Raw genomic sequence first — 21,747 nt, forward strand, 5'->3', positions numbered from 1 at the left:
TTGCCGATGGGACCAGTGTCGAGCCACGCCTTCGAGCGAAGCACGAGGCTTTGGTGGAGCACTCGGTCTAGGGGAAGGTCATATCCGGTGAACTAGGGCGCATCCTTGTGTTGCGAGAAGGGGCGATCCTCACGCCGAGTTGTTGAGCGACGCTCTTGCGCGGCGGCCGCCGAGAATTTGGGGGCGCGAGCGTGGCCGGATCGTAGACCGATTGCGCCTTGAAGCAGACCTGCGGGTCCCTGCCCGTCCGCCTGCTCCCTAAAAGCGTCATCGCCGGCGATATGCTGATGCGTCCTTTCTAAAGCCTATCGCGCAGTTGGTTCGGCGGCCGGTCTCCGCCGCGGCGCGGGCCGCATCAAGCCAAGCGGAGGCAGCCATGGAGGAGTAAGGTTGGTCTTGGGCGGGCCCTCTGGCCTGCGGAAGGTGCGCTCATGTCGGAAGCCGAGTTGCGGAACCTAGACCGCCTCGAAGCCGAGGCCGCGAAATGGGCCTACTCGATGCTCTTCAGCGAGCCGCTGAAGCTGATCGCAGCGGCGGTCGGCCAAGGTCCGGTCGTCGGTGGAATGCTCTCGCTCATCACCGCCGCGCAGATACTGGGTTATATTTATCTCGCGGGCCGCGTTGGAGCGGCCGGTGGCATCACGAAAATCACACACCTTGAGCCGCTGCGCTTCGCCGCAATTCTGGCTTATGCCCTTTATGTGGGGCTGTTCTTTGGTCACTTCGTCGTGCAGCCCTTGCTTGGCGCCTAGCACTTTCCTTCGGCACCGCGCAGAGACATGCCGGCAGCTACCGCTTCCTTACCCATGGCCGGATCAGCGGCGCGGCGGTGCCATCGCGCGGAACTGGGTGCCGGTGAACGAATGCGCTTCGAGCGAAACGGGGCGGGCTTCATGGAGCGATGAAGCCGCCTGTCGTTCCAGCATTTTCTCGTCGCATTCTCAAATCTGCCTTTCCCAGGGTTGTTGGTTCGAGGAACAGCTACGCCCTTCCATCACCTTGAAGCGGCAGGACGTGCCTTCACCAAGAGGCCCGTCGACTGTTCTGCCCGGCGCAGCGAGCGAACAATACGGTTGAGCCCGTCGCGGCCATGAGATCATCGCTACGCAAAATTCTCTCGACCTTGCAACTGACCGCAATGTCAGCAACCTATGCGACAGCCAGCGGACTCTCACCGCTTCTCGCCATAATCATTTGAATGTAAAAGAAATTTTTCCTTGGCACGCCTCTTGCTTGGAAGGAAATGCACCCGTTACGCCGGGTGTGCCGGTGGTCCCACTGGGCCAGCACAAAGAGGAAAACAAAAGATGCAGATTCTGAAGCAAGCGGTACTGGGCCTCGCTCTTCTGGCGGCGCCTGTGGCGGTGCATGCCGCACCCCTGACGGGCTCGATCGACTTCGGTGGCCTGTTCCAGGGCGTCGACGGCAGCGGCACCAATGTCCGCCTCGCCGACGCCGTGGCCGTCGCCTTCTGCGCCAACGTGGTCGGCAACTGCGTCACCGGCGCGGGCGGCGCCTTCACCGTGGACGCGGTCAGCACCGGCAGCAACATGCCCGTCTCGGTGGGCGATGTCGGCACCATCCAGGACTTCAACTTCGCCGCCTTCGCGGGCCCGATCGCCAACTTCTTCACGGTGGGCGGCCTGTCCTTCGACCTGAGCGCGATCACCGCGACGCAGTTCACCGTCCCGCCCCTGCCCCCGGGCACCAGCCCCACCGACTACCTCTTGATCAGCGGCGTCGGCACGCTGCGGGCGGCGGGCTTTGATCCCACGCCTGGCACCTTCACCTTCTCCGGCCAGACCGATGGCGTGAACCTCACGGGCACCTTCACCTTCTCCGGTGGCGCGGCGGCGCTTCCGGTGCCCGCGCCGGCCGGTCTTGCCCTGCTGGGCGCTGGCCTGCTCGGCCTCGGCCTCGTCCGACGCAAGGCCGCCTGACACTTCTTCGTCAGAGGCCACATGACAGCGCTCCGGTCCCACAAGGGCCGGAGCGTTTCTTGAGACCGCAGAAATTCAGGACGTCTCTGCTCGATGGATCGTGCCCCCATCAAGCGTCGCCGGTGCCAGCGCCTCCGCAGCCTGCCTTGGCCCGACGCTGTCCGCGTCCTGCTGGCCGCCTCGCTCCTGGCTTGGCTCGTCATTCTGACATGGGGGCTGGTGGCTGAGCGCTGATGTGCGCATCCTTGGCGCTCGGCGGGCTTCGAAGTGCAGCGAGGTGCGCTTCGGATCACCACCTTCGGCAACTGCTCGAACCGCTGTCGTGCACCACCGCAAATGAATAGACGCTGAGTTCGCATTCATGGTGCGCGCGAATTGGTATCCTTGAGTGGCGCTGGGGTAGAGGTGCTTCGAGGCGAAGCTGTAGTCGATCGACTGGACATCGTTTGGGAAGTTCTCGGACGAAAAACCGAAGGCGACTTTTCCGGCATCCTGGTTGCGCAAGTAGATGACGAAGAACCGCGTTCCCGCAGGAATGAGGCCATGATCCGGCGAGGTATAATAATGGATGTTGTAAGAAACGGGGACGATGCGGCCCGCACACTCGATCTGCTGCGCCGAGGCAGGCGCCGCGGACATCGCGGCGGTGAGTGCGCAAAGGGCGGCGGCTCTCGTCATGGGCGTTCCCTCCAACTCCCACAGCATTGGGCCTCCGGGCGAGCCTGACCTATCGCGGGCAGCGGGCGCGCCCATCGCTGCATCCCCCTTTGCGATCAGGACGTCGATATGACGCTCGCCGAGCGCGGCACTGAGAAGAGGCGCATCATTCGTCCCGTTCGCCTGCACCCGTGGCGCAGACAGGGTCGGTAACCTCGCAGAGAAGTAACTTGCTGGCTCTCACGGCGCGCCAGCATGCTCGGTGCCCTTGTGGGAGGCACAAGAGATGACTGTGGAGCGAACGATCCTTCTCGTCGTGGGGCTGGTCGTGCTGGGCAGCGTGCTGCTTGCGGCCCTGCACGACATTCGCTGGCTGTGGCTGACCGGCGCCATGGGCGCGCATCTGATCCAGGCTTCCTTCACCGGCCTTTGCCCTGTGGTGATGGCGCTCAAGCGGATGAACCTCCCCTCCCGCGCTGGCTTCGCCTGAAGCCGGCACAAAGCCGTTCCGTCCAGGCGGAGCCATGCGAGGCTTCCTCCGTCTGCTCAAGCATGTCGTCGTGCTGGGACCGCTCGCTGTCTACTATCTGTACTTTCGCGACTTCATCCCAGGCGGCGGCCCTCAGGGTGGCGAGGCCGTTTTCTCGTTGATGCTGCTCCACGCCACGATCCTGCTCGGGATCGCGACGTGGAGCGCTGTCAGGCTTCTTGGGGCTCGCCGTCGGATCGGGCTGCGCCGCGCCTTGCTCGGGGGCATCGCTGTGATCGGGGCCACATTGCTCGCCATCGGGCTCGGCTTCTGGCTCGTCAATGACATCTCGCTCGCGTCATCCGGCATCGGAACCTATGAGATCGCGCTCAGGCTCCTGACATGCGTGATGGTGTTCTACGGGGCGAACCTCTGGGCGGAACAGGTGGTGCGTCGCGGCAGGGGCGCGTGATCGCGTAGGCGGCGATAGCCGATGCCCCCGGCTGCCGCGGGCGGTTTGTCAGATGTCCGGATCCTGGGTGGCACTGCGGCCGTAGGCACGGCTTGAAACATCACCGGTGCGCAGATCCGGGTCGCCGCCCCCGGCGCCCTCGAGATGCGACTTCAGGCTCTGCAACGCGGCCTCGGCGCTGAACCTAGCGGCGTCCTCCGGCGTCTCGGGTCCGGTGGGATCAGCTGCCAGCGCAGTGTCGCGTTCAAGGTGCAGCGTCAGCCTCGTCACCCCTTCGATTTCCTGAACCCGCCATTCCCCGGCAGGGTCGAAGGACCAGCGCACCGTGCCGGCAGCGTGGTCGCTTTCCAGCCCGTCCCCCGGCAGTTCCGTTTCCTCGCGGCGAAGATGCGTCAGCCAGTCACACAGGTGGGTGGGGTCGGCCAGATAGGCAAAGACCTCGGTGGCCGGGCGGGCGATGGTGATCTGCTGCTCCATTCCCGCGCAACGTGACGCAAAGGAGGCGGTTGCGGCGAAGCCCAGCCCGCGCCGGTACGACCACCGCCCGCTGCCCGGCGGGAGGTGATGCGCAAGCCCGGCGCGGGATCTGGCCCTGCTCACGGTCCATTTCCGTGCCCCCCGGGGACGGATAACGGCTCTCCGGCGCCAGACGTATCGCAACCAAACGGCCAGCCGAGCGCGCCGCTCGCCACCTTCCCTTTTTTGCAGTCTAAGGTCAAACTTTCGACATTTTACGACCTTCAAGAGGAATGGAAGGAAATGCGACGCCGGAACGCCGTCGTGCGGTCCGCAAAACCATGATCAGCGGTGGCCGCATCGTGGCCGGCGGCGTTTCCGACGGTTGCGTGGTGCTCGACATGTCGGAGTGCGGCGCTCGCATCCACCTGCTGACCGCCCGCACGGCGCCAGAGAAGGCCGTCCTGCACCTGCCCGGCGGCGTCGTCCGAAAAGCCTGCTGTCGCTGGCAGCGCGAGGCGGTGGCTGGCTACGAGTTCTGCCTGGACGCCAAGGAGTCCGGCGCCGCCTGAACCCCTACCCCGCGGCGCGCCGATCGCCGCGCCGCTCGATCCAGGCGCCGATGCGCGACAGCGCCTCGCGGAGCACTGCCTCGTTCTTGCAGAAGGCGAAGCGGGCGTAGTGGTTCGGCGCGTCCGGCCCAGCATAGAAGGCAGTAACGGGAATGGCTGTCACCCTCGCCTCCTCCGTCAGGGTGCGGCAGAAGGCCACGTCGTCCCCCGCGAAGCCGATGGAGCGGATATCGGCGGTAACGAAGTAGGAACCCTGGGCCGGCAGGACGGCGAAGCCCAGCCGCGCCAGACCCTCGGCCAGCAGGTCGCGCCGCGCCTGCAACTCGCCCGAAAGCGAGGCGAAGTAGCTATCATCCTTCGCCAGCCCGACCGCCACGGCACGCTGGAGGTTGGGTGGGGTGGTGAAGGTCAGGTTCTGATGCGCCTTGGCCACGTTGGGCTGCAGCGTGGCGTCGCAGGTGACGTAGCCCACCTTCCAGCCCGTCAGGCTGAAGGTCTTGCCCGCGCTGCCTACGCGCATGCAGCGGGGGCGCATCCCGGGCAGGGTCATCAGCGGGATGTGCTTCCACCCATCGTAGGTTAGGTGCTCATACACCTCATCGCAGACAGCATAGGCGTCATGACGCTCCAGCAAATCGGCGATGAAGGCCAGCTCGGCCGCGGTGAACACCTTGGAGGAGGGGTTCATCGGCGTGTTGAGCAGGATCGCCTTGGTATTGGGGCCAAAGGCGGCAGCCAGTTCGGCCCGCGGCAGCTCCCATTTCGGAGGGGAGAGGCGCACCAGCTTCGGCACCGCGCCCAGCAGGCGCACCACCGGCAGGTAGGTGTCGTAGAGAGGCTCCAGCAGGACGCATTCATCGCCCGGGTTCAGCACCGCCATCAGGCAGGCGGTGATGGCTTCGGTGGCGCCGGAGGTGACGACCACCTCGCGGTCCGGGTCCACCTCGATCCCGTAGAAGCGGCGATTGGCCTCGGCCACGGCGCGGCGCAGCTCGGGCACGCCGGTCAGCGGTGGATATTGGTTGCGGCCGTCCTTCAGCGCGGCGGCCGCGGCCTCGATCACGTCCTCCGGCCCGTCATAGTCGGGGAAGCCCTGGCCGAGGTTGATCGCCCCGTGCTGCACCGCGAGGGCGGACATCACCGTGAAGATGGTGGTACCGGTGGCGGAGAGCAGGTGGTTCTGGGGCTGCATCGGATCGGAAACCTTCAGGCGCGGCGGAGACCCCTATTCTGGGGCGGGGCGAAGCGCCCGGCAATGCCTGCCCAAGCCGCAGGCATCCTGCCGCGCTTTCGGGCGGAGTCACGGCTACCCCCCCGCGATTCCCCCGCCCGGCCATGATTGCGCCCCCCGCCGCCACCATGCCAAACACCAATCCGGACCTGGCGCGGCACGCATCGCGCCGGGCCGCAAGGAAACCAGCGGGCCGACCATCGCCCGCGACAGACACGACGGATGCGATGAAGAAGATCGAGGCCATCATCAAGCCCTTCAAGCTCGACGAGGTGAAGGATGCGCTGCACGAGATCGGGCTTCAGGGCCTCACCGTCATCGAGGCGAAGGGCTTCGGCCGGCAGAAGGGCCATACCGAGCTCTACCGCGGTGCCGAGTATGTCGTGGACTTCCTGCCCAAGGTGAAGATCGAGGTGGTCTGCGCCGACGACATGCTGGAGCGCGCGGTGGAGGCGATCACCGCCGCCGCCCGCACGGGGCGCATCGGCGACGGCAAGATCTTCGTGTCCGACATCGCGGAGGTGATCCGCATCCGCACCGGCGAACGGGGCGAGGACGCCGTCTAGGAACCGACGGCACGGGTTGAGCCGCGAGCCGTCCCGGTGCGTCCCGGGACGGAAGCGTGGCGGCCGCGCGGCGCAAGCGGCGGCGAAGCATTCAAGGACGCAGATACGGGATAGAGACAGCATGGCGATGAATTCCTCCGAAGCCGTCTCCAAGGTCATGGACATGATCAAGGAGAACAGCGTGGAGTACGTGGACTTCCGGTTCACCGACCCGCGCGGCAAGTGGCAGCACACGGCGCAGCACGTCTCGACGATCGAGCCTGAGATCTTCGAGGAAGGCATCATGTTCGACGGCTCTTCCATCGGCGGGTGGAAGGCGATCAACGAGTCCGACATGATCCTGATGCCGGACGCCGACAGCGCCTGCATGGATCCGTTCGCCGCCAAGCCGCAGCTGATCCTGTTCTGCGACATCTACGAGCCGTCCACGGGCCAGCGCTACAACCGCGACCCGCGCTCCACCGCCAAGAAGGCCGAGGAGTACCTGAAGAGCACGGGCATCGGCGACACCGCCTTCTTCGGCCCCGAGGCCGAGTTCTTCGTGTTCGACAACGTGAAGTTCGGCACGGGCGGCAATTTCGGCACCTACCACCTCGACTCCATCGAGGGTCCGGGCGCGTCCATGAAGGACTACCCCGAGGGCAACATGGGCCACCGCCCGGGCGTGAAGGGCGGCTACTTCCCGGTGAACCCGGTGGACTCCGAGGTGGACCTGCGCGCCGAGATGCTCTCGACCATGATCGAGATGGGCGTCGAGGGCGAGAAGCACCACCACGAGGTGGCGCAGAGCCAGCATGAGCTGGGCACGAAGTTCGGCACGCTGGTCCGCCAGGCGGACCACATGCAGATCTACAAGTACGTGATCCACAACGTCGCGCACAGCTACGGCAAGACCGCGACCTTCATGCCGAAGCCGATCTACGGCGACAACGGCTCGGGCATGCACGTGCACCAGTCCATCTGGAAGGACGGCAAGCCGGTCTTCGCAGGCAACGGCTATGCCGACCTCTCCGAGATCGCGCTGTACTACATCGGCGGCATCATCAAGCACGCCAAGGCGCTGAATGCCTTCACCAACCCGTCCACCAACTCCTACAAGCGCCTGATCCCGGGCTTCGAGGCGCCCGTGCTGCTGGCCTATTCGGCCCGCAACCGCTCCGCCTCCTGCCGCATCCCCTACGCGACGAGCCCGAAGGCGAAGCGCGTCGAGGTGCGCTTCCCCGACCCGACGGCGAACCCCTACCTCGCCTTCGCGGCGATGCTCATGGCCGGGCTCGACGGGATCAAGAACAAGATCCACCCGGGCGACGCCATGGACAAGGATCTGTACGACCTGCCGCCGGAGGAGCTGAAGGGCATCCCGACGGTGTGCGGATCGCTGCGTGAGGCGCTGGGCGCGCTGGAAGCCGACCACGACTTCCTGCTGGCCGGTGACGTGTTCAGCAAGGACCAGCTCGAGAGCTACATCGAGCTGAAGTGGCAGGAGGTGTACCGCTTCGAGCACACCCCGCACCCGGTCGAGTTCGAGATGTACTACTCCTGCTGAGGCAGGACCCGCCGGCGGCCTTCGGGCCGCCGGTTTTTTTTTGCCCTCAGGCGCCGGGCGCGGCCTCCGGCCGCTTGGCTTTCGCCGCGCACCAGTAGCGCTGGCTGAAATGTTGGTCTGGCGGCGCCGGCCGCCTTGCGGCCGGATGGATGCCGATAGTGTCTCGGTTCTACTCCATCACGCCTCTATCGAGAGACGGGCTCTACCGCAGAGGCTAATGCGCCTCGTTCGCGTCGAAGTGCCGCTTCACCACGCCATAGGCCATCAGCAGGCCGAAGATGCCCATCAGCCCCCCGAAGGTGGCGAGGTAGCCCTCTGCTGCGGCGGTGGTGAACAGGCCCAGCAGGGCGATCAGCGCATAGAAGATCAGGAAGAAGGCGGGCATGGTTCAGCGTCCCTTTCGCGGGGTTTCGGTGTCGTCGAACAGGATGCGGGCGGCGGCGCCGTCCAGATCCTCGTACTGGCCGGAGCGCATGGCCCAGAGGAAGCCGAGCAGCCCCAGCCCTCCGAGGAACAGCGCCACGGGAATCAGGTACACCAGGATGTCCATCAATCCGCCCTCCCGGCGCGCAGCGAGTTGCCGATGACGATGAGCGAGGAGGAGGCCATCACCAGCGCCGCGATCAGCGGCGTGGCATAGCCCGCGATCGCCACCGGCACCGCGACCACATTGTAGGCGAAGGCGAATCGGATGTTCTGCCGCGCCAGGCGCTGCGCCCGGCGTGCCACGTCGATCGCCTCCGCCAGCGGCAGCAGCCCGCCGCCGCGCAGCACCACGTCGCTCGCCGCCTGGGCGAGGTCGGTCCCCTCGCCCGGCGCAGCGCCGATATGGGCGGCCGCGAGGGCAGCTGCGTCGTTGATGCCGTCGCCCACCATCAGCACGCGCCGCCCCTCGGCACGCAGCGCGGCGATGCGCGCGGCCTTGGCCTCGGGCGTCGCGCCGGCGGTCCAGTCGGCGATGCCGGCCTCGGCGGCGATGCGCGCCACCACGTCCTCGCCGTCGCCGGAGAGCAGCGCGACGGAAAGCCCGGCGCGGCGCAGCGCCACCACCGCGTCCTTGGCATCCGCGCGCAGCCCGTCCTCGAAGCGGAACACGACCGGCGCGTGGCCCGGGCGGGTGAAGTGCAGCGCCATGCCTCCGGCATCGGGGACGCCGCAGAAGGCGGCGGAGCCGAGGCGCGCGCCCTCCGCCTCCATGCCCTGGCCGGGATGTTCCACCGCGCCCGCGGCCGGGCGGGCACCGGGGCGGGCGTGGGACAGCGCAACGGCGAGGGGATGGCGGCTGGCAGCGGCCAGCGCGGTGGCGGCAGCAAGGTCGGAGGCAGCCCATCCGCCGGGGAGGAGGCGCGGCTTGCCCTCGGTCAGCGTGCCCGTCTTGTCCAGCACCGCGTGGTCGGCGGCGGCAAGGCGCTCCAGCGCCGTCTCGCTCGCCACCAGCACGCCGCGCCGGAACAGCGCACCCACGGCGACGACCTGCACCGCCGGCACGGCGATGGCGAGGCCGCAGGGGCAGGTGATGATCAGCGCCGCGACGGCGGGCACCAGCGCGTCCTGCCAGGAGGCGCCGCCCAGCACCATCCAGCCGACGAAGGTCAGCAGCGAGACGACATGCGCGACGGGGATGTAGAAGCGTGCCGCCCGGTCGGCGAGCGAGGCCCAGCGGCCGCGCGCCTGCTCCGCCCGCTCCAGCAGCCGCGCCATGGCGGCGAGGGATCCATCGGCGGCGGCAGCGGTCACGCGCGCCACGAAGGGCGCGCCCATATTCACCGCGCCGGCTGGCAACGCCCCGTCGCGCGCGAAGGAGCGCGGCAGGCTCTCGCCCGTGGTGGCGGCGGTGTCCAGCAGCGCCTCGCCATCCTCCAGCGCCGCGTCGAGGCGAAGGCGCTCGCCGGTGGCGACCAGGATGCGCGCGCCGGGCGCGACGCGATCCACCGGGACGGGATGCGCCTCGCCCAGCACCGTCACGCTGCCTTCCTGCAAGGCCAGGAGTTCGGCGACGGATTGCCGCGCCTTGCGCCGCGCCGCACGGTCCAGCACTCGCCCAGCGAGCATCAGCGCCAGAAGCGCCGTAGCGCCGTCATACCAGGTGTAGTCGCCGTTCCGCAGCGTCTCGGAGAGCGACATGGCGGTGGTGAGCAGGATGCCCAGCGACACCGCGCAATCCATGTTGAGCCGCCCCCCGCGCAGCCCGTTCCAGGCCGAGCGGAAGAGCGGGATGCCGGCGACCGCGACGGTCGGCAGGCCGATCAGCGCCGCCAGCCAGTGCATCAGGTGGCGGGTCTGCGGCCCCATATCTTCGCCCCCCGCCCAGACGGCGACGGAAACGAGCATCACGTTCATGGCGCCGAAGGCGGCGATGCCCAGAGCGCGCAGCATCTCGCGCCCCTCCGAATCCTCGGTCGCCCGCATGCAGGCCGGCGAGAAGGGGGCAACGCGGAAGCCCAGCCGCGCCACGAGGCCGGCGAGGTGGTTGGCGAGTTCCGCCTCGCCCACCCAGGTGATGATGAGGCGACGCGTGGAGAGATTGGCGCGGGCGCGGCGCACTTCCGGCGCGGCGGCGAGGGCCTGTTCCACCAGCCAGATGCAGGCGCCGCAGGTAAGCCCGGCGACCATCAGCTCCAGCGTCCAGGCCCCCTGCCCTTCCGCGCGCGCCAGCGGGGCGAAGTCGGTTTGCGGCGCCTCGGCGGGGCGCAGTTCGCCCGCGGCGGCCTCGCGTCGCCGGTAGAAGGCGTCGAGCCCCAGCCCGGCCACCAGCTCATGCGCGCCTTCGCAGCCGGCGCAGCAGAAGCGCGTCGGCGAAGGGGCGCCGCAATGGGCGCAGACGGGGGCAGCAACGAGGTTCACGGCAGGACGAGGCGTTGCCGGATGTCGAGGTGGCGCCCATCGCCGGTGGAGACGCGGCCGCGCAGCTCCCACTGGCCGGCGCGCAGCGCCTCCGGCGGGGTGAGGGCGAAGCGGCCGCGTGCGGCGACGGTGCCGATCGCGACGCGCTCGCCATCAAGCGGTCGCAGCATTTCCGCTTCCAGAATTCCGTTGACGGGAAAGCCCGCGGCATCCGTCACCGTGACGGCGATTTCGCCATCCGCCTGCGCCACGCGCGCCGTCCAGCCCAGCGCGTCCTGGCGGCGGCCTTCCTCGATGACGTGGTTATAGGCGCGGCCGCGATCATAGGCGCGGCCGGTGGTGACGCCGGTGAAGGTGCCGACCGCGGAGGTGATCAGCACCGCGTTCACCGCCACCACCACGCCCATGCCGCCCACGAAGACCCAGGGGATCCAGCGGCTCTTGCGTTCGGTGCTCATGGGTGCGGTCCCAGGAAGGCCGAGGTGGCGCTGGCCTGGACGCGGCCCTCTGCGTCCAGCAGGCGGAAGGTAACCTCCACCCGCTCCGGCAAGCGGAGCGAGGGCGGCGCGGAAACGAAGGCGCGGTAGGAGGCGATGGCGTCCGGCCGCGCATGCAGCAGGGGCCGCCCCTGCGGGTCATGTGGCGCCTCTGGTACCATCAGCGAAAGATCCGCAGGACCACGGATTTCGAGGGTCAGGGTTCCGCCCTCGCGCAGCTTGTTGGCGAGCTTCAGCGTGTAGGCGTTGCGGATGCCGCCATTGGAGAGCCGCACGAAGAGCGGCGCGCGGTCGGGCAGCACGGAGATGGTCAGCGTCTCCCGCAGCATCCATGCGCCGAGCATCAGCGCCGCCACGGCGCCAAGCGCGCCGGCATAGATCAGCGTGCGGACGCGCAGGAAGTTCGGCGCCCGGCGTGCCGCCATTCCCGCCTCGCGCCGCGCCGGACCGGGCTCCATGCCCTTCGTCGCGGCGGTGGAGGCAGCGAGGTTGGACAGGGTCTCGAAGGCGATCAGCCCCTTCTCGCGGCCCAGCCTTCCCATCACGTCGTCGCAGGCGTCGATGCACAGGCCGCAGCCGATGCATTCGAGCTGCTGGCCGTCGCGGATGTCGATGCCGGTGGGGCAGACATGGACGCAGGCCTTGCAGTTCACGCAATCGCCCGCCGCCGCGTCGCTCGGCTTTCCGCGCCGCTCGCCGCGCCATTCGCGATAGGTGACGACGAGGGAGTTCTCGTCGAGCATGGCGCCCTGGATGCGCGGCCAGGGGCACATATAGGTGCAGACCTGCTCGCGTGCCCCGCCGGCCAGCAGCCAGGTCGTGCCGGTGAACAGGGCGAAGAAGCCATAGACGGTGAGGCCGGCCTCACCGGCCAGCATCTCGCGCGTCAAGGTCGGCGCGTCGTTGAAATACATGATCCAGGCGCCGCCCGTGGCCATGGCGATGAACAGCCAGGCGGCGTGCTTCACCGTCTTCTTGCGCCACCACACGACGTTGCGCGGGCCGGCATCCAGCTTGATGCGGGCGTTGCGGTCGCCCTCCACCTTGCGCTCGACCCACTGGAACAGGTCGGTCCAGACGGTCTGCGGGCAGGCGAAGCCGCACCAGACGCGGCCGAAGAGCGAGGTGGCCGCGAAGAGACCGATCGCGGCCAGGATCAGCAGGCCGACGAGGTAATAGACTTCCTGCGGCCAGATCTCGATCGGGCCGAGGAAGAGGCGCGCATGGGCCATGTCGACCAGCACCGCCTGGTCGGGCACGCCCGGCCCGCGGTCCCAGCGCAGCCAGGGAACGGCGTAGTAGAGGCCGAGCAGCAGGAAGAGCACGGTCCACTTGGCACGCCGCACCGGCCCGGCGACCGCGCGCGGCTGCACCTTGACGTGGGAGGCGTAGAGGGAGGGCAGCGCCGCCCCCTCGATCTTCCGCTCGGCCTGCATCATGCCCATCGCGCGGTTCCCTTACTCGCCGCCGCCCAGCGAGTGGACGTAGAGGGTGAGCATGTTCACCACCGCCGGGTCGAGGCGCCCCTGCCAGGAGGGCATCACGCCCGCGCGGCTATAGGCGATGGTGCGCATGATCGCGGCCTTGTCGCCGCCGAACAGCCAGATGCGGTCGTTCAGCCGCGGCGCCCCCATGTCGCGGTTGCCCTCGCCGCGCTCACCATGGCAGCTCGCGCAGTTCTCGCTGAACAGCGCCTCACCGCGCCCGGCCGCCTCGGCATTGGTGGCGCGGCCGGTGAGCGACAGCACGTATTCGGCGGTGTCGTTCACCTGGGCGGCGTTCAGCATGCCGGTGGACAGGAAGGCGGGCATGGCGATGCCGCGCTGGTCGTCGCTCTCGCCGGCGCGGACGCCGTGGCGGATCGTGTGCTGGATCTCGTCCAGCTTGCCGCCGAAGAGCCAGTCATCGTCGGCCAGCGACGGGAAGCCAAGCGCGCCCTGCCCGCCCGCGCCATGACAGCCGGCGCAGGTGTTGTTGAAGGCGCCACGCCCGCCCGCCAGGGCGAAGGCGCGCATCTCCGGGTCGGCGGCGATCTCGCCGGGGGTTGCCTCGCGCAGCCGCGCCAGCATCGGCTCGATCCGCGCGCGCTCCGCCGCGATCTCGGCCGGCAGGGCGCCGCGCGCCGTCCAGCCGGAGAGGCCGGTGAGGCCGCTGACCGGGATGGCGGGGTAGATCACCACCCAGGCCAGGGCGAAGACGACGGTGGCGTAGAAGGTCCACAGCCACCAGCGCGGCATCGGGGTGTCCAGTTCCTTGAGGCCGTCCCACTCGTGGCCCGTGGTCATCTGGCCCGAGATGGCGTCCTTCTCGATCTTGGTCGGCATGGTGCGTTCAGCCTTTCTCAGCCCGGTCGTCGTCGCGCAGGATCATCTTGCCGCGCTCTTCCCAGGTCTTCTTTCGCGTCGGCCACAGCACCCAGACCAGGATCCCGCCGAAGAGGACGAAGAACCAAAGGACCCAGAGGCTGTTGAACAGGGATTGCAGCTCGTGCATCGCGCGGGCCTCACTGCTGCCGCAGCTGCTCGGGCGTCACGTCGCGGAAATCGACGAGGGTGCCGAGCATCTGCAGATAGGCGACCAGCGCATCCATCTCGGTGACGCGCTGGGGGTTGCCGTCGAAGGCCGCCTGGCGGGCGCGGGCGTAGCGGGAGGAGAAGCCGCTCGCATCCGCGTCCGGCCGGGCCTGCGCCTCCAGGTCGGCGCGGGCATTGGCCACCATCTCCTCCGTGTAGGGCACGCCGAGGGCGCGCTGCGCCCGCAGGTGCGCCTCGATGCCGCTGTAGTCGAGCGGGCGGTCGAGGAAGGCGTAGGCGGGCATGACCGTGTCGGGCACGAGGTCGCGCGGGGCGCGCAGATGCGCCGCCTGCCAGTCATCGGAATAGCGGCCGCCGACGCGCGCCAGGTCGGGGCCGGTGCGCTTGGAACCCCACTGGAACGGGCGGTCATACATGCTCTCCGCCGCCAGCGAGTAGTGGCCATAGCGCTCGTTCTCGTCGCGGAAGGGCCGCACCATCTGGCTGTGGCAGGCGTAGCAGCCCTCGCGCACGTAGATATTGCGGCCCATCAGCTCCAGCGGGGTGTAGGGGCGCACGCCCTGCACCCGCTCGATCGTGCTCTCCACCGTGAAGAGCGGCACGATCTGCGCGAGCCCGCCGATGGAGACGGTGATCAGGGTGAGCACGCTGAGCAGGATGACGTTCCGCTCGATCGTGCCGTGGGTGAACTTCTTGAGCATGTCTCTGCCTCGCTCACTCGGCCGGCACGGGCTGGGCGGCGGGGGCGGCGACGCGCGCCTCCTCCACCTCCTCGCCGGCGGTGATGGTCTTGAAGACGTTCCAGGCCATGAGGATCGCGCCCGAGAGGTAGAGCACGCCGCCCAGGGCGCGGATCACGTAGTACGGGTGCATGGCCGCAACCGTCTCGATGAAGGAGTACTGGAGGAAGCCCAGCTCATCGTAGGCGCGCCACATGAGGCCCTGCATGATGCCGGACACCCACATCGCGGTGATGTAGAGGACGATGCCCAGCGTCGCGAGCCAGAAGTGCCAGGCGATCAGCGCCTCGCTCCACATCCGCGCGCGCTTCCACAGCACCGGGATCAGCCAGTACAGCGCGCCGAAGGTGATGAAGCCGTTCCAGCCCAGCGCGCCGGAATGCACGTGGCCGATGGTCCAGTCCGTGTAGTGCGACAGAGAGTTCACGGCCTTGATGGACATGACCGGGCCCTCGAAGGTGGACATGCCGTAGAAGGCGACCGCGGTGACGCTGAAGCGCAGGCCCGCATTGGTGCGCAGCTTGTCCCAGGCGCCCGAGAGGGTCATGATCCCGTTGATCATTCCGCCCCAGCTCGGCATCCACAGCATCACCGAGAACACCATGCCCAGCGTCTGCGCCCAGTCGGGCAGCGCGGTGTAGTGCAGGTGGTGCGGACCCGCCCAGATGTAGAGGAAGATGATGCTCCAGAAGTGGACGATGGACAGGCGGTAGGAATAGACCGGCCGCTCGGCCTGCTTGGGGATGAAGTAGTACATCATCCCGAGGAAGCCCGCGGTCAGGAAGAAGCCCACCGCGTTGTGGCCGTACCACCACTGGATCATCGCCCCCTGCACGCCGGCCGGCGCCGCATAGGAGAAGGTCGAGGTGAGCGCCAGCGGCAGGGAGACGTTGTTGCCGATGTGCAGCAGCGCGACGGTGATGATGAAGGCCAGGAAGAACCAGTTCGCGACGTAGATGTGCGGCTCCTCGCGCCGCATGATCGTGCCCGCGTAGGCCAGCAGGTACATCACCCAAAGCACGGTCAGCCACAGGTCGGAGAACCACTCTGGCTCCGCGTATTCCTTCCCCTGCGTGACGCCGAGCACGTAGCCCAGCGCGGCGGTGACGATGAAGAACTGGTAGCCCCAGAACAGCCACCACCCCATCTCCTCGCCGCCCCAGAGCCGCGCGCGGCAGGTGCGCTGCACGATGTAGAGCGAGGTGCCCAGCAGCGCATTGCCGCCGAAGGCGAAGATGACGGCGGAGGTGTGGACGGGGCGCAGCCGGCCGAAGCTGGTCCATTCCAGTCCCAGGTTCAGCGCTGGCCAGGCGAGCTGGGAGGCGATGACGACCCCCACCAGGAAGCCGACAATGCCCCAGAACATCGTGGCGATGGCGAAGGCGCGGATGGGGTCTTCCACATAGGCCACCCCCGTCCCCTGTCGCGCCGCCGCCCAATTCCCCGGGCTGGCGGCCATGCTCGCGCTGGCCATGCGAAACTCTCCTCGTCCTTCAGGCCCGGGGCGCAATCCGCCCCGCTGGTGGCTCATGCGCCTGGGGAAGGCGTGGCGTCCTTGATCAGGATCAAGCGGTCCCGGCGCCGCCGCATGGCAGAGTCTCGCCCACGCCCGGGAGAATCACGCGGATGAGCATTGACACCTTTCCAACCCCCATTCCGTCGCACGGAAGGATTCGGCGCGTGGCCACGGACCGGCCATGGACGTGGCTGGCGCGCGGCTGGGCGGATTTCCTGGCGGCCAAGCCGGTCAGCCTCGCCTACGGCTTCGCGCTGACCCTGTTCGGCTGGCTGATGGCGCTGCTGCTGTTCGAGACGGGGACGGCCTGGGCGATCCTGCCGGCGACGGCGGGGTTCTTCATCCTGGCGCCCCTCCTCGCCGCCGGGCTCTACGAGACCAGCCGCCGCCTGGAGCTTGGCGAGAGGCCGGGGCTGGCCGAGGCGGTGGCGGGGTTCCGGCGCAACGGCGTCCAGCTGGCGATGATGGGGGCGCTTCTGCTCGTCATCCACCTGTTCTGGACGCGCGTGGCCGGGCTGCTCTTTGCGCTGTTCTTCGGCTTCGGCTTCGCGCCCACCCTCGCGGACCTGCCCCTGGCCCTGCTGCGGAGCGAGCACGTCCTGCCCTTCCTCGTCATCGGCACGGGGTTCGGCTTCGTGCTGGCCACCGTGGCCTTCGCGACCTGCGCCGTATCCATCCCGCTGCTGGTGGATCAGCCGGAGGTGAGCTTCCTGGAAGCGGTGACCGTGTCCCTGCAGGCGGTGATGGAGAACAAGGGGGCCATGGCGCTCTGGGCCGGGCTGATCGTGGTCTTCACCGGCCTCGCCCTCATCCCGTTCTTTCTGGGACTGGCCGTGGCGCTGCCCTTGATCGGCCACGCCACCTGGCACGCCTATCGCGACCTGGTGGCGCCGGACGTCCTCAGAGCATGACGTCGCTGACCGGCTTGCGCGCGGCGTAGCTGCCGCTCAGCGGGTTGGCGACCCAGCCGGAGGCGTCGGCGAGGAACCCGGCCTCGTCCATGCGCCCATGGGCGACCTCCCACCTATGCCAGGAGATCTGCTCCGTCAGGATGGAGGCGCCGGCCTCACGGAAGAAGCCTTCCACCCTGGCAGGCCGCCAAGGAGATTGATCTGCTGCATCGCGGCGCCCTGCGATCGCATCCGATGCGGCGGCGACTAGGAGATCGTCCCTTAAGCCCCCCGGTAAGCGGCGCCTCTCAACCAGCGAGGCGCAGCGCGAGTGCCAGCAGCACCACGCCGTTGAACATGAAGAGCCTGCCGGCCAGGGCCTGGGCCCGCCCGCCCGCGACGCGGCGGAAGAATTGCCCGAGCAGTGCCACGCCCAGCAGCGCCGGCACCGTCCCGGTGGCGAAGCCCGCCATGGCGAGGGCGCCTGCCAGGGCGCTGCCCGAGGCCGCCGCCCCGGCCAGCGCCGCCCAGAGCAGCCCGCAGGGCAAGGCCGACAGCAGGAAGCCAAGCCGGAACCCTGCCCAGGGTCCCGGCGCGGCAAGAAGCGGGCCGAGGCGGCGCGACAGGAAATCGGGCAGGAGCGACTTGGGCAGGCGCGGCAGGAGCGCCGCCAGCCTTGCCGAGCCCTGGGCCAGCATCGCCAGCGCCGCCAGGGCGAGGAGCAGCGCCGCGACGAAGCGCATCCCGGTCAGCCCCGCCAACAGCGCGCCGAACCCGCCCGCGGCCGCGCCCAGCGCCGCGTAGCCCGTGGCCCTTCCCAGGTGATAGGGCAGCAGCGCCGCCCCCGCGAGGCGGCGAAGCGACCCGCCGGACAGCGCCGAATCCGCCCGCGCACCCGCCTGGGCCAGCACGAAGGGGCCGCACATCCCGGCACAATGGGTCAGCCCGCCCGCCAGACCGGCCAGGAACAAGCTGCCCACCAGCGCGGGCAGCCCCGCCGGGCCGAGCGCGGCAAGGTCATGGAGGCAATCCGCCAGCATGAGGGGAAGCCTAGCCCAAAGGCGGCGTCGCCGCATTGCGCCGCATCAAATCCGCAGCGGCCCCGATGCGCGGCCGGCGCGGCTGGGGTAAGCCGCTTCCCATGCTCGCACTCACCATGGGCGAACCCGCCGGAATCGGCCCCGAGATCTCTGCCCTCGCCTGGCAGGCGCTGCGGCGGGAAGGGCCGGGCTTCGTGCTGCTGGGCGACGCGGATCTCGTTTCCGGGGTTCCGGTGGCGCGGGTGGCCTCGCCCGAGGAGGCTGAGGCCGCCTTCCCCGAGTCCCTGCCGGTGCTGCACCACCCCCTTCCCGTCCCCGTCCAGCCCGGCCGGCCCGATCCGGCCAATGCCCCTGCCGTGCTCCGCTCCATCGAGGAGGCGGTCGCCCTCGCCCGCGCCAGGCGCGTGGGGGCGGTGGTCACGAACCCGATCCAGAAAGCGGTGCTGACCGCCGCCGGCTTCCCCCATCCCGGCCACACCGAATTCCTGGGCGAGCTGGCCGGAACGGGCGTGCCGCCGGTGATGATGCTGGCCTGCCCGGAGCTTCGTGTGGTGCCGGTGACGGTGCACGAGCCCCTGGCCAGGGCGATCGCGCGGCTGACGCCGGAGCTGATCGTGGAGCATGCGCGCATCACCCATGCGGCGCTGCGGCGCGACTTCGGCATCGCGGCGCCGCGCCTCGCCGTCGCGGGGCTGAACCCCCATGCGGGCGAGGCCGGCACGCTGGGCCATGAGGACGAGGCGATCGTCGCCCCGGCCGTGGCCGCGCTGCGCTCGGAAGGAATCGCCGCCACCGGGCCGCACCCGCCGGACACGATGTTCACCGCCCTGGCCCGGCCCGGCTACGACGCCGCCATCTGCCTGTATCACGACCAGGCGCTGATCCCGATCAAGACGCTGGACATGGAGGGGGGCGTGAACGTCACCCTCGGCCTGTCCATCATCCGCACCTCGCCCGACCACGGCACGGCGCTCGACATCGCCGGGACGGGGCGAGCCAGCCCGAACAGCCTGATCGCCGCGCTGCGCCTTGGGGCGCGGCTGGCCGAAGCCCGGAGGAACGCCGCCTGATGCGCCTGTCCGTCAACGTGGACCACGTCGCCACCCTGCGGAACGCCCGCGGCGGCGCCTTCCCCTGCCCCGTCGCGGCGGCGCGGCTCTGCATGGAATCCGGCGCGGACGGCATCACGGTCCACCTGCGGGAGGACCGGCGCCACATCCGCGACGCCGACGTGTTCCGCATCGCCGCCGAAGTGCCGACGCGACTGAACTTCGAGATGGCGGCGACGGAGGAGATGGTGGCGACCGCCCTGAAGCTGCGCGAGGGGCATGGCCTCGCCGCATGCTGCATCGTGCCGGAGAAGCGCGCGGAGCTGACGACGGAGGGCGGGCTGGATGTCCTCGGCGCCGGGCCGTTCCTGGCCGATGCCGTGCGGCGCCTGGCAGAGTCGGGCATCGAGGTCTCGCTCTTCGTGGAGCCGGACGCGGCGCAGATCGCCCGCACTGCCGCGCTGGGTGCCCAGGCCATCGAACTGCACACCGGCACCTATGCCGAGGCGCCGGAGGCCGAGCGCGCCCCCCTCGCCGCCCGATTGGCCGAGGCGGCACGGGCGGCGGCAGGGATGGGGCTCAAGGTCCATGCCGGGCACGGGCTGTCCTTCGACACGGTGGGCGCCATCGCCGCCATGCCGGAGGTGGAGGAAGTGTCCATCGGACACTTCCTGATCGGCGCCGCCGTGTTCGAGGGGCTTCCCGGCGCGATCCAGCGGATGCGGGCGGCGATGGCCCGCCCCTCCCCGCGCTGACCGGGTTTCCCCGGCCAGGCTTCCGGTCTAGGGGGCGCGCGTGACCGGACTCGCGACCCTCTTCCCGCCCCCCATCCTGTTCTTCGCCCTGGGCTTCGGGGCCGGCGCCGCGCGCGCCGACCTGTCCATCCCCGACGCCCTGGCCAAGACGCTCTCGCTCTACTTGATGGTCGCCATCGGGCTGAAGGGTGGGGCAGCGCTGGCCGCGCCCGGCGGTGCGGAGGGGCTCTGGGCCGCGCTGGCGGTGGGGGTGGCCCTGTCCTTCCTCCTGCCCGTGCCGGCCTTCGGCCTCCTGCGCCTGGGCACCGGGCTGGACCGCGACACGGCCGCCGCGGTGGCTGGGCATTACGGCAGCGTCTCCGTTGTCACCTTTGCCGCCGCCTCCGGCATCCTGGCGACGCGCGGCGTCCCGGCCGAGGGCTTCATGCCCGCCGTGCTGGCGGCGATGGAAACCCCAGCCATCCTGTCCGCCATCCTGCTCGCCCGGATGGGCGGGAGCACCGGGGGGCCGAAGCTGCAAGGCTGCAAGCTGGCACGCGAGGTGCTGCTGAACGGGCCGGTGGTGCTGCTGCTCGGCTCCTTCCTGATCGGCTCGATCACCGGCCCGGCGGGCAAGGCGCAGCTTGCCCCCTTCACCGAGGCGCTGTTTCCGGGCGCGCTGTGCCTCTTCCTGCTGGAGATGGGGCTGATGGCGGTGCGGCAGCTTCGCACCGGCGGGGGCGTGCTGCCGACGCGGCTGATCCTCTTCGCGCTGGTCATGCCGCTGATCGGCGGCGCGGCGGGCTTTGCAGGCGGGCTTCTGGCGGGGCTCTCGCCGGGCGGGTTGGCGTTGATGTCGGTGCTGGGGGCCTCGGCCTCCTACATCGCGGTGCCGGCGGCGATGCGGCTTGCCCTGCCCCTGGCCGATCCCGGCATCTATGTGACCCTGTCCGTCGCCGTCACCTTCCCCTTCAATATCCTGGTGGGGATTCCCCTGTGGCTGAGGATGGCGGGCACATGAACGAGACGGCGCTGCACGCGCGCAAGCGAATCGAGATCGTGGTGGAGGCGAAGCGCGCCGACGACGTGACGGAGCTGCTCGACCGGCTGGGCGCGACGGGCTGGACCGTGCTGCCCGTTGCGCAGGGACGCGGCCGCCAGGGCATCCGCCAATCGGGCGACCTGTCCGGCGTGTTGGACAACGTGCTGATCCTCTGCATCGGCAGCGCCGGGTTGGCGGAGCGGGTGCTGGCGGCGCGCGAGGAGCTGCTGGGCGCCCGCCCGGCCATCGTCTCGGTCAGTGAGTGCCAGGTGCTGCGGGGCGAGCGCTTCGGCTGAGGCGGCCCGGGGCGGCTTCCGCCCCGTCGCATGTTCCGGGTCGTCAGGCGTTTCCGCCTGAGTTGGAAAAGCCTACTGCGGACCGCGCCGCCGATTCAGTGCCAGTTCCTCCGGCGAAAGGCGGAACCCCACCAGGATGCGCAGATCCTGGATGCGGCGCCCTTCCCGCACGGGGAAGGCAATCTCGATGGATGGGGTCGCAAGCTCGGCCCGCGTCGTGTTGGGCGCGAAGGTGACGGGCAGGACGAAACCCTGGCGGCTCAGCACGTTGTCGCCCTCGACCACGGCGATGAACCAGGGAAGTTCTGCCGTGCGCGTCGTGGCGGCCGGGCCGCGATCCACCCGCATCCGCACCGAGACCGTGGCATCCACCGAGCGGTCGCGCCGGCCGCGGCGGCAATTGCCGTCCACCGCCGTGATCCGCGCATCCAGCACCAGGGTGGACAGATCGGGCGGGGCGCCGGGGCGGTAGCGGGTCAGGTCGGCCGCGTCGGCAGGCAGGGAAAGCTGCGGGCAGGCCACCAGCCGGTCCTCGAGCCGGCCGCTGCCGCACCCCGCCAGCGCCAAGGCCACAGCCGCCACCATCCACTGCCGCATCAAGAGCCCTCCTCCGCCACGTCTCCCGGAGGAGCCCAGCCCGCCGGCGCGGGTCAGGC

Annotated in this window: 27 protein-coding genes; 12 read left to right on the plus strand and 15 right to left on the minus strand. The window is 69.5% G+C overall.

All coding sequences use genetic code 11. The features are described from left to right. The first annotated feature begins 431 nt into the window (after positions 1-431). Both JTJ31_RS05400 and JTJ31_RS05405 read left to right on the plus strand, forming a co-directional pair. Positions 432-752: a hypothetical protein gene (locus JTJ31_RS05400; protein ID WP_207537588.1), complete on the plus strand. Its 321-nt coding sequence runs from the start codon at positions 432-434 to the stop codon at positions 750-752. 555 nt (positions 753-1,307) lie between these two features. Then, positions 1,308-1,940 carry a PEP-CTERM sorting domain-containing protein gene (locus JTJ31_RS05405; RefSeq protein WP_207537589.1) on the plus strand — a complete coding sequence of 211 codons (633 nt, stop codon included), beginning with the start codon at positions 1,308-1,310 and terminating at the stop codon, positions 1,938-1,940. A 75-nt stretch (positions 1,941-2,015) separates the two neighbouring features. Here the strand turns inward: JTJ31_RS05405 and JTJ31_RS05410 are convergent, their stop codons facing one another. Beyond that, entirely contained in the window at positions 2,016-2,618 is a 603-nt protein-coding gene (locus tag JTJ31_RS05410) for a hypothetical protein (protein ID WP_207537590.1), read from the minus strand. Positions 2,619-2,883: 265 nt separating this feature from the next. Between JTJ31_RS05410 and JTJ31_RS05415 the strand changes: the two genes are divergently transcribed. Both JTJ31_RS05415 and JTJ31_RS05420 read left to right on the plus strand, forming a co-directional pair. After that, entirely contained in the window at positions 2,884-3,087 is a 204-nt protein-coding gene (locus tag JTJ31_RS05415) for a YgaP-like transmembrane domain (protein ID WP_207537591.1), read from the plus strand. A 34-nt stretch (positions 3,088-3,121) separates the two neighbouring features. Then, on the plus strand, positions 3,122-3,538 hold the full coding sequence (locus tag JTJ31_RS05420; protein WP_207537592.1) for a hypothetical protein: 417 nt from the start codon (positions 3,122-3,124) through the stop codon (positions 3,536-3,538). Positions 3,539-3,586: 48 nt separating this feature from the next. Here the strand turns inward: JTJ31_RS05420 and JTJ31_RS05425 are convergent, their stop codons facing one another. After that, on the minus strand, positions 3,587-4,138 hold the full coding sequence (locus tag JTJ31_RS05425) for an SRPBCC family protein (protein ID WP_207537593.1): 552 nt from the start codon (positions 4,136-4,138) through the stop codon (positions 3,587-3,589). A 197-nt stretch (positions 4,139-4,335) separates the two neighbouring features. Between JTJ31_RS05425 and JTJ31_RS05430 the strand changes: the two genes are divergently transcribed. Beyond that, on the plus strand, positions 4,336-4,566 hold the full coding sequence (locus JTJ31_RS05430) for a hypothetical protein (RefSeq protein WP_207537594.1): 231 nt from the start codon (positions 4,336-4,338) through the stop codon (positions 4,564-4,566). 4 nt (positions 4,567-4,570) lie between these two features. Here JTJ31_RS05430 and JTJ31_RS05435 read toward each other — a convergent pair whose 3' ends face one another. Further along, positions 4,571-5,758, minus strand: coding sequence for an aminotransferase (locus tag JTJ31_RS05435; protein WP_207537595.1), 1,188 nt, complete (start codon positions 5,756-5,758; stop codon positions 4,571-4,573). A 266-nt stretch (positions 5,759-6,024) separates the two neighbouring features. Here JTJ31_RS05435 and JTJ31_RS05440 point away from each other — a divergent pair, with 266 nt between their 5' ends. Then, a complete protein-coding gene (locus tag JTJ31_RS05440) occupies positions 6,025-6,363 on the plus strand; it encodes a P-II family nitrogen regulator (protein ID WP_207537596.1) in 339 nt (112 codons plus the stop codon). Between the two features lie 121 nt (positions 6,364-6,484). After that, positions 6,485-7,909, plus strand: a complete 1,425-nt coding sequence (gene glnA, locus JTJ31_RS05445) for a type I glutamate--ammonia ligase (protein WP_207537597.1) — start codon at positions 6,485-6,487, stop codon at positions 7,907-7,909. Between the two features lie 214 nt (positions 7,910-8,123). Here the strand turns inward: glnA and JTJ31_RS05450 are convergent, their stop codons facing one another. The 9 genes from JTJ31_RS05450 to ccoN are packed head-to-tail and all read right to left on the minus strand — an operon-like array spanning position 8,124 to position 15,998. After that, a complete protein-coding gene (locus tag JTJ31_RS05450) occupies positions 8,124-8,294 on the minus strand; it encodes a hypothetical protein (protein ID WP_207537598.1) in 171 nt (56 codons plus the stop codon). A 3-nt stretch (positions 8,295-8,297) separates the two neighbouring features. Beyond that, a complete protein-coding gene (gene ccoS, locus JTJ31_RS05455) occupies positions 8,298-8,459 on the minus strand; it encodes a cbb3-type cytochrome oxidase assembly protein CcoS (RefSeq protein ID WP_207537599.1) in 162 nt (53 codons plus the stop codon). Then, entirely contained in the window at positions 8,459-10,753 is a 2,295-nt protein-coding gene (locus JTJ31_RS05460; protein WP_207537600.1) for a copper-translocating P-type ATPase, read from the minus strand. The genes ccoS and JTJ31_RS05460 overlap by 1 nt, the downstream gene beginning before the upstream one ends. Then, positions 10,750-11,211, minus strand: coding sequence for a FixH family protein (locus JTJ31_RS05465; RefSeq protein WP_207537601.1), 462 nt, complete (start codon positions 11,209-11,211; stop codon positions 10,750-10,752). Before JTJ31_RS05465 ends, JTJ31_RS05460 begins: the two co-directional genes overlap by 4 nt. Next, complete coding sequence (ccoG, locus tag JTJ31_RS05470; RefSeq protein WP_207537602.1) at positions 11,208-12,695, minus strand: cytochrome c oxidase accessory protein CcoG; 1,488 nt, start codon at positions 12,693-12,695, stop codon at positions 11,208-11,210. Before ccoG ends, JTJ31_RS05465 begins: the two co-directional genes overlap by 4 nt. A gap of 12 nt (positions 12,696-12,707) precedes the next feature. Continuing rightward, positions 12,708-13,574: a cytochrome-c oxidase, cbb3-type subunit III gene (gene ccoP, locus JTJ31_RS05475; RefSeq protein WP_207537603.1), complete on the minus strand. Its 867-nt coding sequence runs from the start codon at positions 13,572-13,574 to the stop codon at positions 12,708-12,710. A gap of 7 nt (positions 13,575-13,581) precedes the next feature. Next, a complete protein-coding gene (locus JTJ31_RS05480; protein ID WP_207537604.1) occupies positions 13,582-13,743 on the minus strand; it encodes a cbb3-type cytochrome oxidase subunit 3 in 162 nt (53 codons plus the stop codon). 10 nt (positions 13,744-13,753) lie between these two features. Further along, positions 13,754-14,485 (minus strand): cytochrome-c oxidase, cbb3-type subunit II, encoded by a 732-nt coding sequence (ccoO, locus tag JTJ31_RS05485; RefSeq protein ID WP_207537605.1) that lies wholly within the window; start codon positions 14,483-14,485, stop codon positions 13,754-13,756. 13 nt (positions 14,486-14,498) lie between these two features. Continuing rightward, positions 14,499-15,998 carry a cytochrome-c oxidase, cbb3-type subunit I gene (gene ccoN, locus JTJ31_RS05490; RefSeq protein WP_207537606.1) on the minus strand — a complete coding sequence of 500 codons (1,500 nt, stop codon included), beginning with the start codon at positions 15,996-15,998 and terminating at the stop codon, positions 14,499-14,501. Positions 15,999-16,204: 206 nt separating this feature from the next. Between ccoN and JTJ31_RS05495 the strand changes: the two genes are divergently transcribed. After that, positions 16,205-16,951 (plus strand): DUF2189 domain-containing protein, encoded by a 747-nt coding sequence (locus tag JTJ31_RS05495; protein WP_328805677.1) that lies wholly within the window; start codon positions 16,205-16,207, stop codon positions 16,949-16,951. Here the strand turns inward: JTJ31_RS05495 and JTJ31_RS05500 are convergent. Then, positions 16,941-17,126: a hypothetical protein gene (locus tag JTJ31_RS05500; protein WP_207537608.1), complete on the minus strand. Its 186-nt coding sequence runs from the start codon at positions 17,124-17,126 to the stop codon at positions 16,941-16,943. The two genes, JTJ31_RS05495 and JTJ31_RS05500, sit on opposite strands and share 11 nt — an antisense overlap. Positions 17,127-17,238: 112 nt before the next feature. Further along, the gene (locus tag JTJ31_RS05505) at positions 17,239-17,970 is read right to left on the minus strand and encodes a sulfite exporter TauE/SafE family protein (RefSeq protein WP_207537609.1); all 732 of its coding nucleotides are present in this window, start codon (positions 17,968-17,970) and stop codon (positions 17,239-17,241) included. A 101-nt stretch (positions 17,971-18,071) separates the two neighbouring features. On the opposite strand from JTJ31_RS05505, the gene pdxA reads away from it, so the two are divergent. Genes pdxA through JTJ31_RS05525 form a run of 4 tightly spaced genes read left to right on the plus strand, consistent with a single transcriptional unit; the run spans position 18,072 to position 21,091 of the window. Next, complete coding sequence (gene pdxA, locus JTJ31_RS05510) at positions 18,072-19,040, plus strand: 4-hydroxythreonine-4-phosphate dehydrogenase PdxA (RefSeq protein ID WP_207537610.1); 969 nt, start codon at positions 18,072-18,074, stop codon at positions 19,038-19,040. Then, complete coding sequence (locus JTJ31_RS05515) at positions 19,040-19,774, plus strand: pyridoxine 5'-phosphate synthase (RefSeq protein WP_207537611.1); 735 nt, start codon at positions 19,040-19,042, stop codon at positions 19,772-19,774. Before pdxA ends, JTJ31_RS05515 begins: the two co-directional genes overlap by 1 nt. A 40-nt stretch (positions 19,775-19,814) precedes the next feature. Further along, on the plus strand, positions 19,815-20,774 hold the full coding sequence (locus JTJ31_RS05520; RefSeq protein WP_207537612.1) for a sodium-dependent bicarbonate transport family permease: 960 nt from the start codon (positions 19,815-19,817) through the stop codon (positions 20,772-20,774). Continuing rightward, complete coding sequence (locus JTJ31_RS05525; RefSeq protein WP_207537613.1) at positions 20,771-21,091, plus strand: P-II family nitrogen regulator; 321 nt, start codon at positions 20,771-20,773, stop codon at positions 21,089-21,091. Before JTJ31_RS05520 ends, JTJ31_RS05525 begins: the two co-directional genes overlap by 4 nt. Positions 21,092-21,163: 72 nt before the next feature. Here JTJ31_RS05525 and JTJ31_RS05530 read toward each other — a convergent pair whose 3' ends face one another. Further along, positions 21,164-21,688: a hypothetical protein gene (locus tag JTJ31_RS05530; RefSeq protein ID WP_207537614.1), complete on the minus strand. Its 525-nt coding sequence runs from the start codon at positions 21,686-21,688 to the stop codon at positions 21,164-21,166. Between the last annotated feature and the right edge of the window lie 59 nt (positions 21,689-21,747).

Source organism: Sabulicella rubraurantiaca, assembly GCF_017355885.1.
Taxonomy (GTDB): Bacteria; Pseudomonadota; Alphaproteobacteria; order Acetobacterales; family Acetobacteraceae; genus Roseococcus; species Roseococcus rubraurantiacus.